Source organism: Rhizobium sp. Root1212, assembly GCF_001424985.1.
GTDB lineage: Bacteria > Pseudomonadota > Alphaproteobacteria > Rhizobiales > Rhizobiaceae > Pararhizobium.
In genome coordinates this window covers 189121-201919 of the sequence record NZ_LMDA01000001.1, presented here as the reverse complement: position 1 = coordinate 201919, position 12799 = coordinate 189121, and the positions used below count along the sequence as shown (strand labels likewise).

The 12799-nt window shown below is 62.6% G+C and carries 11 protein-coding genes; 5 read left to right on the top strand and 6 right to left on the bottom strand.

Annotated features, from left to right (window positions below; translation table 11 throughout):
- Positions 1-15 precede the first annotated feature (15 nt).
- From ASC86_RS26440 to ASC86_RS00980, 3 genes are all read right to left on the bottom strand, one after another.
- Entirely contained in the window at positions 16-189 is a 174-nt protein-coding gene (locus ASC86_RS26440; protein WP_244477498.1) for a type II toxin-antitoxin system RelE/ParE family toxin, read from the bottom strand.
- The gene (locus tag ASC86_RS00985; protein ID WP_056314990.1) at positions 186-458 is read right to left on the bottom strand and encodes a ribbon-helix-helix domain-containing protein; all 273 of its coding nucleotides are present in this window, start codon (positions 456-458) and stop codon (positions 186-188) included. The genes ASC86_RS26440 and ASC86_RS00985 overlap by 4 nt, the downstream gene beginning before the upstream one ends.
- A 74-nt stretch (positions 459-532) precedes the next feature.
- Positions 533-2518 carry a bifunctional 2',3'-cyclic-nucleotide 2'-phosphodiesterase/3'-nucleotidase gene (locus ASC86_RS00980; protein WP_056314988.1) on the bottom strand — a complete coding sequence of 662 codons (1986 nt, stop codon included), beginning with the start codon at positions 2516-2518 and terminating at the stop codon, positions 533-535.
- A gap of 200 nt (positions 2519-2718) precedes the next feature.
- Here ASC86_RS00980 and rarD point away from each other — a divergent pair, with 200 nt between their 5' ends.
- Positions 2719-3654, top strand: a complete 936-nt coding sequence (gene rarD / locus ASC86_RS00975) for an EamA family transporter RarD (RefSeq protein ID WP_056314985.1) — start codon at positions 2719-2721, stop codon at positions 3652-3654.
- A 140-nt stretch (positions 3655-3794) separates the two neighbouring features.
- On the opposite strand, the gene ASC86_RS00970 is transcribed toward rarD, so the two are convergent.
- A complete protein-coding gene (locus tag ASC86_RS00970) occupies positions 3795-4415 on the bottom strand; it encodes a TIGR00730 family Rossman fold protein (RefSeq protein ID WP_056314984.1) in 621 nt (206 codons plus the stop codon).
- A gap of 257 nt (positions 4416-4672) precedes the next feature.
- On the opposite strand from ASC86_RS00970, the gene ASC86_RS00965 reads away from it, so the two are divergent.
- From ASC86_RS00965 to pssA, 4 genes are all read left to right on the top strand, one after another.
- Positions 4673-6547 (top strand): LysM peptidoglycan-binding domain-containing protein, encoded by a 1875-nt coding sequence (locus ASC86_RS00965; protein WP_056318066.1) that lies wholly within the window; start codon positions 4673-4675, stop codon positions 6545-6547.
- 169 nt (positions 6548-6716) lie between these two features.
- Entirely contained in the window at positions 6717-8603 is a 1887-nt protein-coding gene (locus ASC86_RS00960) for an ABC transporter ATP-binding protein/permease (RefSeq protein ID WP_056318062.1), read from the top strand.
- Between the two features lie 150 nt (positions 8604-8753).
- Entirely contained in the window at positions 8754-9452 is a 699-nt protein-coding gene (locus ASC86_RS00955; protein ID WP_056314981.1) for a phosphatidylserine decarboxylase, read from the top strand.
- Positions 9453-9476: 24 nt separating this feature from the next.
- The gene (gene pssA / locus ASC86_RS00950; protein WP_056314979.1) at positions 9477-10337 is read left to right on the top strand and encodes a CDP-diacylglycerol--serine O-phosphatidyltransferase; all 861 of its coding nucleotides are present in this window, start codon (positions 9477-9479) and stop codon (positions 10335-10337) included.
- Between the two features lie 49 nt (positions 10338-10386).
- On the opposite strand, the gene ASC86_RS00945 is transcribed toward pssA, so the two are convergent.
- Positions 10387-11127 carry an SDR family NAD(P)-dependent oxidoreductase gene (locus tag ASC86_RS00945; RefSeq protein ID WP_056314977.1) on the bottom strand — a complete coding sequence of 247 codons (741 nt, stop codon included), beginning with the start codon at positions 11125-11127 and terminating at the stop codon, positions 10387-10389.
- A gap of 159 nt (positions 11128-11286) precedes the next feature.
- Positions 11287-12771, bottom strand: a complete 1485-nt coding sequence (gene purF, locus ASC86_RS00940) for an amidophosphoribosyltransferase (RefSeq protein WP_056314975.1) — start codon at positions 12769-12771, stop codon at positions 11287-11289.
- Positions 12772-12799: the final 28 nt, after the last annotated feature.

Here is a 12799-nt window from a genome sequence, read left to right as displayed (position 1 = left end):
TTCGCAATCCGGGCATCAAATCCTCGCGAGAACTGCCGCGGTGAGGAAATGTTTCGAACCCAGGCAGTAACGATAGATGCGGGTGACGTAGCCACGTGCGATTTCTTCGCCGGCCTTCTCGGCAATATAGTCGAAGATGTTCTCAAGATCGGCGGTCGCGGCCGGCGTAAAGCTGACCGTATACGTCACTTCGCCCCCGTCACCCGGCGATCCATGTGAACCCGGAGCCTTTTCCAGGTTTCTTCCGCAGTCATCGTTTCGGCGCTGCCATCCTCCACCTTTCGGGCCAGCGGCAAGACGTCTTCACGCAGCCAGGTGTCCAACTCTGCGTCTCGCTCGATAAGCGTGCGCAAACCGTCGGTAATGAGTTCGCTTTCCGTGGCGTATTCGCCGGCCGCCACCTTCTGCTCGACGAGATCGGATGGCAGGCTGATGTTGAATGAGCGGCGCGTGGACATGATGGCTTTCCCGTTTGCTTCAGTTTACCACGGCGCGCGGTATTGTCCTATCCGCGCGCCGTGCCATTCTTTCGCTACAACACCAGCCGGAACTTCGCGAACCCGTCCGCCCCGTCACCTGCATCTTCGATCTTGACACTCTTGACCGCGCCGATCAGTCCGCGTGCCTTCGGCCCGGTTTCGAACACCGCCGTCGAGCCAGGCTGGGCCTTGAAGGTCCAGTTGCCATCGGCGGACGGGTTGATGGTGCCCTGTTCGTGGATGTAGCGCACGATCACGTCGCGGTTGGTGTCGGGGGCTGCGAACACCACCTTGTCGGCTGCGATCTCCGGGAACTTGCCGCCGCCGCCGGCGCGGTAATTGTTGGTGGCGACCACGAATTTCTGCTCGGGATCGATCGGCTTTCCCTGAAACATCAGGTTCTGGATGCGGTTCGAGTCGGCGTTCACCGCATTGCCCTCGTTGTCGTACTTCGCCGGCTGCGACAGGTCGATCTCGTAGGTCACGCCGTCGATGACGTCGAAATTATAGGAGGGGAAGCTAGTGTTGAGCAGTGGTGCATCTTTGGCGCCGGCCTCGACGGTGTTGAACATGCCGGCCGACATTTCCAGCCAGTTCTTCACCTGAGCGCCGGTCACGACCACGGCCTGCACCGTGTTGGGGTAGAGGTAGAGGTCGGCGACATTCTTGATGGCGATGTCGCCGGCGGGAACGTCGGTATAATAATCCGCCCCGCCACGACCGCCGGCCTTAAAGGGCGCGGCCGCCGAAAGAACGGCCAAGTCCTTGTGCTCGGTGTCCTTCAGCATCTCCTTGATGTACCAGGTCTGCGCCTGGGAGACGATCTGCACGGAAGGATCGTCGGCCACGAGGGCGAAATAGGAATAGAGCGGCGCCGAGGTCTTGCCGACCGGCGTGCGCACATAGGCGAGCGTCGCTTCATGCTCGGGCTCCGCCGCCGCCAGAACATCCGCCCGGTCGGCGACATCGGCCACCACCTTCTTGTCTTCGCGGTGATAGATCGGCCGCGCTTCCGTCGTGAAATCGACGATTTTCCAGTCGTTGCCGTCCTTTTCCAACAGAAGGTCGATCAAGCCGAGATGCGAACCCCAGAAGCCGCCCATCACGGCCGGCTTGCCGAGCAGCGTACCCTTCACCGGATCGACGCCCTTGATCCCGTCAAAACTTTTCGGGCCGGGGAAGACGAGATGCTGGTGGCCGGTAAACACCGCATCGATGCCCTCGACGCCGGCGAGATAGAGCGAGGCATTTTCCATACGCTCCGTCTGGCCCGAGCCGTCGATGCCGGAATGGGAGAGTGCGATAACGATATCGGCCCCTTCCTCCTTCATCACGGGCACCCAGGCCTTGGCTGCCTCGACGATATCGCGGGTCTGCGCCTTGCCCTCGAGGTTTTTCACGTCCCAGAGCATGATCTGCGGCGGCACGAAGCCGATGATACCGATCTTCAGCGGACTGGCGGCACCTGAGCCATCGGTGATCACTTTCTCGATGATCGTATAGGGCTTGAAGAACAGTTCGTCCTGCTTCGGATCGGAAGCGAGTTGGCCCTTGGTGAGATTGGCGCAGACATAAGGATAGTTGGCACCGGAAAGCACCTTGTTCATGTAATCGAGGCCGTAGTTGAACTCGTGGTTCCCGAGCGTGCCCGCTTCGTAGCCCAGAACGTTCATCGCCTTGATAATCGGGTGGACGTCGCCTTCCTTCATGCCGTGCTGATAGGCCATGAAGTCGCCCATCGGATTGCCCTGCAGGAAATCGCCATTATCGACCAGCAGCGAGTTGGTCGCTTCGGCGCGGATCGTGTCGATGATCGAGGCTGTGCGGGCAAGGCCCATCGTGTCGTTCGGCTTGTCGGCATAGTAGTCGTAGGGAAAGACATGGACATGGATGTCAGTGGTTTCCATGATCCTGAGATGCGCCTGATTGCCGGCAGCGCGCGCCGCGAAGGGATGCAGCAGGACAAGGCCGGAGGTGGCGGCGAGACCGCCAAGCAGGGAACGGCGGGTGATCGGGTGAAGTCCGGGATTGGCTGACATCAGATATGCCCCTTGTTTTCTCATTGGCCGAACGGAAGGTAACGCCGGTTTATCTGGAAAACATCCCCGGAAATATGACGGTTTTTCGCCGAAACCAGCCAGTTCAAACTTATTGCATCACCCTTCACCGAAATGAATTGGCGGCTTTCGGTGCTTTGGAGTAGGACGGCGCGATGGAAAAATGTTCGGGATGATGTGCCATGACTGACGCCAAAGAAAATCCGGCTCCGGTCGATGGTGATTCGCCACGCGGCTTCGTTTTTGCCCTGGTGGCCTATGGGCTCTGGGGCTTCCTGCCGTTCTTCATGAAGGCGGTCGGCCATATTCCCTCGTCCGAAGTCGTCGCCCACCGCATCATCTGGTCGGTGCCGCTCGCCGGTCTCGTCCTTGTCTGGCTCGGGCGCACCAACGAGGTGAAAGTGGCGCTGCGCTCGCCGCGCATGCTGAAGATGGCGACCCTGACGGCCGTGCTCATCACCATCAACTGGGGCATCTATGTCTGGGCGATCGGTGCGGGCAGGGCACTGGAAACGGCGCTCGGCTATTATATCAATCCGCTGTTTTCCATCTTCCTCGGCGCGGTGCTCCTGAAAGAAAAGCTGAATCGCGCACAGATCGCCGCTATTGGGCTGGCGGCGGTGGCGGTCGCGGTGCTCGCCGTCGATGCCGGCGGCCTACCATGGGTTTCCATCGGTCTCGCGTTGAGCTGGGGGCTTTACGCCTTCTTCCGCAAGACCCTGCCGATCGGCCCGAACCAGGGCTTCTTTCTCGAAGTGCTGCTGCTCAGCGTTCCGGCACTTGGCTATATCCTCTATCGCGAAGCGACGGGGCAGGGGCATTTCTTCGATACCGGCATGACCGATGGCCTGCTGCTGCTCGCCTGCGGCGTCGTCACCGCAATTCCGCTGATGATCTATGCCAACGGCGCCAAGCTGCTGCGGCTGTCAACCATCGGCATCATGCAATACATTGCCCCGACAATGATCTTCCTGATTGCGATCTTCGTCTTCCACGAGCCGTTCAACACGGTGAAGCTGGTCGCGTTCATCCTCATCTGGGCAGCGCTTGCAGTCTATTCCGGCTCGATGTTCCTCGGAAGCCGCGCCGCAAAGCGGGCTCCGCACCCTGCGGAATAAGTTTACGCGACGGAATTCTCCGCTTGTCCCTTCTCCCCGTACGCGGGGAGAAGGGACAAGCGGGCAAGTCGGGATCAAAACGAAAACGCCGCGCTTCCTTCGAAGACGCGGCGTTTTTCTTTTTGAGGATGAAGCGAGGCTCAAAGCTTCGCGATGATCTCTTCTTCGCCATCGCGGTCGATCTTGCCGGCCCAATGGGCCAGAAGCGCCGGCACGATCTCCTCGATGCTGTCGATGACCAGCGGCTGCAAAAGATGGGCCGAATGCACGAAGCCGGCATCGGCCATGTGGCGGATCAGCTCCATCAACGGGTCCCAGAAGCCACCGATATTGGCCAGCACGATCGGCTTGCGGTGACGGCCGAGCTGCGCCCAGGTCATGATCTCGACGATTTCTTCCAGCGTACCGATGCCGCCGGGCAAGGTGACGAACGCATCGGCGCGTTCGAACATCTTGTGTTTGCGCACGTGCATGTCGGGGGTGACGATCAGTTCGGAAAGCTGGCCGAGCGAATGCCGGGTCGCTTCCATATCGACGAGGAATTCGGGGATGATACCGGTCACGCGGCCGCCATGGGAAAGCACGCCGCTTGCGACCGCGCCCATCACGCCCTTGGTGCCGCCGCCATAGACGAGATGGAGGTGGTTTTCCGCCATCGCCTGGCCGAGCTTGCGGCCGGCCTCGACATAGGCCTGGCTTCTGCCGGGCTGCGAGCCGCAATACACGCAAACGGATCGAATCGGAGTATTCTGTTCACTCATACGGGCAAAGAGACATTGCCGTTCCTTCCGCGTCAAGAAAAATGAAGGGAAACCGCGGGTCTCCGGGCGTTCCCGTATGCCGGATGCTTGTGAAGGACAGCGGAAATCGTTAGCAATTCCGGGATTAAATAAAGTGCCGCGCGGGCTGGCCTCTCTCGGGGGCGGGATCAGGGCCATGACCTGCGCATTTGGGGTTCGAGCCGGATGGCAAGATGCGAAGCGCATCGCCGCTCACGGCTTTCTTGGAGATGCCGAAAATGAAGAACAAGGCCGGTTTGGTGGCCCTTATCGTACTCGCGGCTGCAACGGCTCTGATGGTTTTCTTCGTCCTGCCGAATATCGGCAGCAAGACGGAAAATCCGCCTGCTGAAAGCAAGACCGAACCCGCAACCACGGCGCCTGCCGCGGATGCCAAGGGCAACCGCCCCGCAGCCGAAGGCCAGGCCGCAACCCCGGAAGCCCAGCCGCAAGCCGCGACCGGCGAAAACAAGCCGGCGGAGCAGGCCGCAACGCCTGAAGCCCAGAAGCCGGCGGCCGATCCGACCGCCGCCTGGACGGTTCCGAGCTTCGATATCCTGCGCGTCGAGCCGGATGGCTCTACGGTCATCGCCGGCCGTGCCCAGCCGGGTACGAAGCTGGAGATCGTCAGTGGCGACAAGGTCGTTGCGACAGCCGATGTCAGCGCCGCCGGCGATTTCGCCGCCGTCTTCGACCAGCCGCTCAATCCGGGCGACTATCAGCTGACGCTGCGTAGTCTCGAAGGCAATCTCGCGAAGTCTTCGGAAGAGGTCGCGACCGTCTCCATTCCCACGGACAAGAGCGGCGAACTGCTCGCCATGGTGTCGAAGCCCGGCGTTGCCAGCCGCATCCTTACCGCGCCGAAGGAAGCTGTCGCGTCGCAGCCGACGCCAGCCGAATCCGCAGCCGGAAAGCCGGCCTTGGCTGCCTCCTCGGAAACCGCCGCGACGACAACGGAAGAACCGGCCGCCAAGCCCGCAGCCGGGACAGGCGCGGCCGTTGCAACCCCGCCGCCGGCCGGCACGGGGGCGATCGCCGTTTCGGCCGTCGAACTCGAAGGCACCAAGATCTTCGTTGCCGGCACGGCCAATCCGGGCGCCCTGGTGCGCGTCTATGCCGATGATCGTCTGGTCGGCGAAACCAAAACCGACGACCAGGGCCGCTTCGTCGTCGATGGCGCACTGGAGCTTTCGGTCGGCCAGCACACGATCCGCGCCGATATGATGGCCGAAGACAAGACGACGGTCACTGTCCGCGTCGCCGTGCCGTTCGATCGCCCGGAAGGCGATCAGGTCGCAGCCGTCGCCCAGCCTTCTGCCAATGGCGCTATCGTGCCGTTCGACGGCGGCGCCTTCGACGGCCTTCGTCTGGAAGCCGGCAAGGCGCTGAACCTGCTGAAGGGCCTGTTCGCCAACGGCAAGGTGCCGAGCGGCGAAGAGCTGGCCGCGGCCCGCTCCGCAACCGAGATCGCACTCGGTTCGCTCGCCGATTTCAAGGCGCCTGATGGCCTCGATGCCGGCGTGAAGGATATGGTTGCCAAAACCTCCAAGGCCGCCGCCGATGCGCTGGCCCTGCTGAAGGGCCTGCCGAAGGACCCGCAGAGCGTTTCCACAGCCCTCGGCTCGATCGAGACTGCGGTCGGTTCCGCCCTGATGCCGCGCACCGACGGAGCAGGCGGCGTGGTCGCACACGACGCGAAGCCGGCCGAACAGACACCCGCACCGGAAACGGCAGCGGGCACCACGGCGCAAGCACCAGCCAGCGAAACGCCGGTCGCCAGCGGCACCGCGACCGATCAGGCCGCTACGCCCCCGGCTGCCGCTCAGACAACCGGCCAGCCCGCAAGCCAGGCCACCCCGGAAACGGTGCAGCAGGCTCCGCTGACGGAAAGCAAGACCTCGGTCATCATCCGCCGCGGCGATACGCTGTGGCAGATTTCGCGACGGGTCTATGGTGCCGGTGTCCGTTACACCACGATCTACATGGCCAACGAAGACCAGATCACCGATCCCGACCGGATCAGGCCGGGCCAGATCTTCGGCGTGCCGGACAAGGCGATGCCGGATGCAGAATCGGAAGAAATCCACCGCAAGCACATGAAGCATCTTCCTTGAGTTTTTCCGTGTCTGTCGCATTGCGACGGGTGGCTGAAAGACCTATCTGAAACAGCAAGCGGCGCCGACGAGGCGCCGCTTTCGATTGGAAAACGCGCGGGGCTGCCTCGAAAAGACCGGTTCCCGCATTTGCCATGGCGTCGCCGTGGCTGACGGCAAAGCAGAATCCATGGCTCCCCAGAAGAAAACCGTATCGGCAGACGCCGGCAATCCGATGCAGACCATCGTCAATCTCTGGCCCTATATGTGGCCGAGCGACCGTGCCGACCTGAAGATGCGGGTGGTCTGGGCAACGGTGATCCTGCTCGTCGCCAAGATCGTGCTGCTGCTCGTTCCCTATTTCTTCAAGTGGTCGACCGACGCCCTGAACGGCAAGGCGGATGTCGTCGGCATCCTGCCGGCCTTCCTCACCGGCGCCGTCATGCTGGTGCTCGCCTATAACGTCGCGCGCCTGCTGCAGGCCGGCCTCAACCAGCTGCGCGATGCGCTCTTCGCCAGCGTCGGCCAGCATGCGGTGCGCCAGCTCGCCTATCGCACCTTCGTTCATATGCATCAGCTGTCGCTGCGTTTCCATCTGGAGCGCCGCACCGGCGGCCTGTCGCGCATCATCGAGCGCGGCACGAAGGGCATCGAAACCATCGTCCGCTTCACCATCCTCAACACGGTGCCGACGCTGATCGAGTTCCTGCTGACGGCGGTCATCTTCTGGTGGGGCTATGGTTTCAGCTACCTGCTCGTCACCGCCGTCACGGTCTGTCTCTACATCTGGTTCACGGTGAAGGCGAGCGACTGGCGCATCGCCATCCGCCGCTCGATGAACGAGAGCGATACCGACGCCAACACCAAGGCGATCGACTCGCTCCTCAATTTCGAGACGGTCAAATATTTCGGCAACGAGGAGATGGAAGCCAAGCGCTTCGACCAGTCGATGGCGCGCTACGAGAAGTCCGCGACCCAGGTCTGGACCTCGCTCGGCTGGCTGAACTTTGGCCAGGCGCTGATTTTTGGCGCGGGTACGGCGATCATGATGGTCATGTCTGCGCTCGCCGTGCAGCGCGGCGAACAGTCGCTGGGCGATTTCGTCTTTATCAATGCCATGCTGATGCAGCTATCGATCCCGCTCAATTTCATCGGCTTCGTCTACCGCGAAATCCGCCAGGGCCTGACCGATATCGAGCAGATGTTCGATCTTCTGGAGGTCGAGGCCGAGGTCTTGGACAAGCCGGAGGCCCGCGAACTCGCCATCGACAAGGGCGCCATCGCCTTCAAAGATGTCTATTTCTCCTATGACCCGGCCCGCCCGATCCTCAAGGGCATCACCTTCGACGTGCCGGCCGGCAAGACGGTGGCCGTCGTCGGCCCCTCGGGTGCCGGCAAGTCGACGCTGTCGCGGCTGCTTTACCGCTTCTACGACGTGCAGGAAGGCTCGATCACCATCGATGGTCAGGACGTGCGCGAACTGACCCAGAAGAGCCTGCGAAAGGCGATCGGCATGGTGCCGCAGGATACCGTGCTGTTCAACGATACGCTGGCCTACAACATCCGCTACGGCCGCCCCTCGGCGAACGATGCGGACGTGCAGGCCGCCGCCGAGATCGCCCAGATCGGCGATTTCATCAAGCACCTGCCGGAAGGCTACAATGCCATGGTCGGCGAGCGGGGCCTAAAACTCTCCGGCGGCGAAAAGCAGCGTGTGGCGATTGCCCGCACCATACTGAAGAGCCCGCCGATCCTGATCCTCGACGAGGCGACCTCGGCGCTCGATACCCGCACCGAGCAGGAAATCCAGGCGGCTCTCGATGTCGTCTCGCAGAACCGCACGACGCTGGTCATCGCCCACCGCCTGTCGACGGTCATTCATGCCGATGAGATCATCGTCTTGAAGGATGGCGTCATCGCCGAGCGCGGCACCCATGGGGAACTTATCGATCGCGACGGCCTTTACGCCTCCATGTGGAGCCGCCAGCGCGAAGCGACGCAGGCCGAGGAACGGCTGAAGCAGGTTCGGGAAGAAGACGATCTGGGCGTGGTGATGCGCGGTCCGGCGGCGGTGTAATTGGTGAGGCAGTAGCTAATAGGCGTTAGGCGGTAGAAGCGCGGACGTGCGACACACGCGAACCCCTCTATTGCCTAACGCCTACTGCCTTCCATTGCTCCGCATTTCCCTGTACTCCGTGGCACCAAGAAAATCTGGAGACGAGAATTTATGAGCCTCATCAATACAGTCCGTAACACGCTGGTTCCGGTGCATAAGGCGGGTTATCCGTTCATTGCCGGCTTCTTCGTCGTTTCGCTTCTTCTGGGGCTTCTCTGGGAACCGCTGATGTGGCTAGGCTTCATCCTCACAGCCTGGTGCGCCTATTTCTTCCGCGATCCCGTGCGCATGACACCGCTGGACGACGATCTCGTCATCAGCCCCGCCGATGGCCGCGTCTCCTCCATCGCCATGGTCACGCCGCCGGATGAACTCGGCATCGGCAACGAACCGATGCTGCGCATCACCGTGTTCATGAACGTCTTCAATTGCCATGTGAACCGCGCGCCGATGCGTGGCACCATCCGCCGCATCGCTTACCGCGCAGGCAAGTTCGTCAATGCCGAACTCGACAAGGCCAGCCACGAAAACGAGCGTAACGGGCTTGCCATCGAAACCGCCCACGGCACCATCGGCGTCATCCAGATTGCCGGCCTCGTCGCCCGCCGCATCATCTGCTGGTCGAACGAGGGCGACACGTTGCAGCCGGGCGAACGCTTCGGCCTCATCCGCTTCGGCTCGCGCCTCGATGTCTTCCTGCCCGCCGGCGCTCAGGCGCGCGTCACACTCGGCCAGACGGCGATTGCCGGCGAGACGGTGATCGCCGAATTCGGCTCCGCCAAGGGGCCGGTCATCAGCCGCCGCGACTAAGCCGAGAATCAACAGGAGCGACCCATGGAAACGCCCTTTCCGTCCTTCGAACCCAACGGCCCCAATCAGGAGGCGCGAGGCCCGCGCCTGCGCGAAATCCCGCTCCGGCTGATCGTCCCGAACGTCGTTACAGTGCTGGCCATCTGCGCCGGCCTCTCCGGTGTGCGCATGGCGTTCGAAGGCCGCTTTGAACTCGCCGTGGCCATGGTGCTGCTCGCCGCCTTCCTCGATGGCATCGACGGACGTCTTGCTCGCATGATGAAGGCGACGTCGAAATTCGGCGCGCAGATGGATTCGCTTGCCGATATCGTCAACTTCGGTGTGGCGCCGGCGCTGGTGCTCTATGCCTTCGTGCTCGATCAGGCACGTTCGCTGGGCTGGATTGCCGCCCTGATCTACGTGATTGCCGCGGGCCTGCGCCTTGCGCGCTTCAACGTCATGGCCGAGCGCGAGATCAAGGCGGACTGGCAGTCGGAATACTTCGTCGGTGTGCCGGCGCCTGCTGGCGCCATGCTGGTGCTGTTGCCGATGTATCTCGGCCTTCTCGGCGTCGTGCCGGACAGGACCGTCGCTTTGATCAGCGCCGCCTATACCGTGCTGATCGGCTTCCTGCTGGTCTGCCGTCTGCCCGTCTGGTCGGGCAAGTCGAGCAACCACATCCGCCGCGATCTGGTGCTGCCGATCATCCTGGTCGTGGTGCTCTATGTCGCGACCCTGATGACCTATACCTGGGAAACCATGGTCGTCACCGCCATCGGCTATCTCGCCACGCTGCCCTTCGGTGCTCGCAAATGGCAGAAGAAATACGGCACCACCTGGCCCGACCACCCGGATCATCCGGCTGTTGGTGAGCCGGGGTTGCCCGGCGACCGCGACGGACACTGAAACAAAGAAAAAGCCGCCCTTTCGAGGCGGCTTTTTTGTCGGGAGAGGATTACTCCGGCATCCGGTAATCGACGATCCGGTTTTCCCTGACAATAAACAGCTTGCCGGTCTCCGTCTGATCAGGCCCGACCAGCGGCAGCAGCTTCGCAGCCACTTCCGAAGGATGCGGCACGGTCGATGGGTCTTCGCCCGGCATGGCCTGCGCGCGCATCGCGGTGCGGGTCGCACCCGGATCGACGCTGAGGATGCGCAGCGGCAGGCGCTGGGTTTCGCCGGCCCAGGTGCGTGCGAGGGCTTCGACAGCCGCCTTGGAGGCAGAGTAGGGGCCCCAGAACGGCCGGCACTTGTGCGCGGCAGCCGAAGACAGGATCAGAGCCCGGCCGGCATCAGACTGCTGCAGCAGCGGGTCGACCGAGCGGATCAGCCGCCACGTGGCGTTGACGTTGATGTTCATCACCTTCTCGAACACCTTGGCCTCGACATGGCCGATGGGCGAGATGACGCCGAGCATGCCGGCGTTGGCGACGAGGATATCGAGCTTGCCCCAGCGCTCATGGATCGCGCCGCCGAGCTTGTCGATGGCCGCCATATCGGCGAGATCGAAGGGCACCAGCGTGGCCGGCAGGCCGCCGGCGGCCTTGATGGCGTCGTCAAGCTCCTCCAGACCGCCGATGGTGCGGGCACAGGCGATGACCTGCGCGCCGGCCTTGGCCAGCTCAAGCGCGGTGAAATAGCCGATGCCGCGGGAAGCGCCGGTGACCAGCGCGAGGCGGCCCTTGAGATCGATCATGTCTGGATGGCTCCGGTTTCAGGAATGCGAGGCCTGCTCTGCCACAGCACCCGCCCCGGATGCAAGATGGCCGGCGAATGCCATCCCGGCGAAATGCCGCAGGTCAAGAAAAAGCGCCCCGGTTCGGCCGGGGCGCTTTGGAAAGGCGGTCAGGCGCTATCAGCCGTTGCTGGCCATCATCGAAAGCTTCAGGCCGGTCGTCTCGCCGTTCTTGTCGAGAAGCCGGGTCGGATAGTCGCCGGTGAAATAGTGATCGGTGAACTGTGGCCGGGCATTGTTGCGCTCCTCGCCGCCGACGGCGCGGTAGAGGCCGTCGATGGTCAGGAACTCCAGCGAGTCGGCACCGATGAACTTCGCCATGGCCTTCACGTCGGCATACTGGTTGGCCAGCAGCTTGTCGGCATTCGGCGTGTCGATGCCGTAGAAATCGGGATAGAAGATCATCGGGCTGGCGACGCGGATATGCACCTCGCGGGCGCCGGCATCGCGGATCATCTGCACGATTTTCACCGATGTCGTGCCACGCACGATCGAATCGTCGACGAGCACGACGCGCTTGCCCTCGATCATCGCCCGGTTGGCCGAATGCTTCAGCTTCACGCCAAAGGCGCGGATCTGCTGCGTCGGCTCGATGAAGGTGCGGCCGACATAGTGGTTGCGGATGATGCCGTATTCGAACGGAATGCCGCTTGCCTGCGCAAAGCCGAGTGCCGCCGGCGTGCCGCCATCCGGCACCGGAACGACGACATCGGCCTCGACCGGCGATTCCTTGGCGAGGTTCATGCCCATGTTCTTGCGCGCCACATAGACGCTGCGGCCGCCGACGACCGAGTCGGGACGGGCGAAATAGACATATTCGAACAGGCAGAGCCGTTCCGGCTGCGGATTGGCGGGCTTGCGGGCATCGATCTGGATCGAACCATCGGGCTGGATTTCGCAAACGATGACCTCGCCGTTTTCGACATCGCGGATGTACTTGGCGCCGATGATATCGAGCGCACAGGTTTCCGAGCAGAAGATCGGCTTGCCGTCGAGTTCGCCCATCACCAGCGGGCGGATGCCGACCGGATCGCGCGCGGCGATCAGCTTGGTGCGGGTGACGGCTACCATGGCATAGCCGCCTTCCATCTGGCGGATTGCATCGATGAAGCGATCGACCGTCGAGGAATGGCGCGAGCGGGCGATGAGGTGGAGGACAACTTCGGTATCGGAGGTCGACTGACAGATGGCGCCGGTGGCGATGATCTGGCGGCGCAGGGTCATGCCGTTGGTGAAGTTGCCGTTGTGGGCAATGGCGATGCCGCCGACTTCAAGCTCGGCAAACAGCGGCTGCACGTTGCGCAGCGCCACTTCGCCGGTTGTCGAATAGCGCGTGTGGCCGATCGAGATCGAGCCGGGCAGCTTCGCCAGAACGGCGGGATTGGTATAGTGATCGCCGACGAGGCCCATATGCTTTTCGGTATGGAACTGCTTGCCGTCGAAGGTGACGATACCGGCTGCCTCCTGGCCGCGATGCTGCAGCGCATGCAGGCCGAGCGCCGTCAGCGTTGCCGCATCGGGATGGCCCAGAATGCCGAACACGCCGCATTCCTCATGCAGGGTGTCGCCATCGAGTACATTGTCAATCTCTGCGGAATGGATCATCGCTTTGGCCTTTTGTCAGCACGGACGC

Excerpts from the sequence above, each read along its gene's own strand:
- ASC86_RS00970 (WP_056314984.1), bottom strand. The coding sequence starts at position 4,415 with ATGAGTGAACAGAATACTCCGATTCGATCCGTTTGCGTGTATTGCGGC.
- ASC86_RS00980 (WP_056314988.1), bottom strand. The coding sequence starts at position 2,518 with ATGTCAGCCAATCCCGGACTTCACCCGATCACCCGCCGTTCCCTGCTT.
- ASC86_RS00955 (WP_056314981.1), top strand. The coding sequence starts at position 8,754 with ATGAGCCTCATCAATACAGTCCGTAACACGCTGGTTCCGGTGCATAAG.
- pssA (WP_056314979.1), top strand. The coding sequence starts at position 9,477 with ATGGAAACGCCCTTTCCGTCCTTCGAACCCAACGGCCCCAATCAGGAG.
- purF (WP_056314975.1), bottom strand. The coding sequence starts at position 12,771 with ATGATCCATTCCGCAGAGATTGACAATGTACTCGATGGCGACACCCTG.
- ASC86_RS00960 (WP_056318062.1), top strand. The coding sequence starts at position 6,717 with ATGGCTCCCCAGAAGAAAACCGTATCGGCAGACGCCGGCAATCCGATG.
- ASC86_RS00985 (WP_056314990.1), bottom strand. The coding sequence starts at position 458 with ATGTCCACGCGCCGCTCATTCAACATCAGCCTGCCATCCGATCTCGTC.
- rarD (WP_056314985.1), top strand. The coding sequence starts at position 2,719 with ATGACTGACGCCAAAGAAAATCCGGCTCCGGTCGATGGTGATTCGCCA.
- ASC86_RS00945 (WP_056314977.1), bottom strand. The coding sequence starts at position 11,127 with ATGATCGATCTCAAGGGCCGCCTCGCGCTGGTCACCGGCGCTTCCCGC.
- ASC86_RS00965 (WP_056318066.1), top strand. The coding sequence starts at position 4,673 with ATGAAGAACAAGGCCGGTTTGGTGGCCCTTATCGTACTCGCGGCTGCA.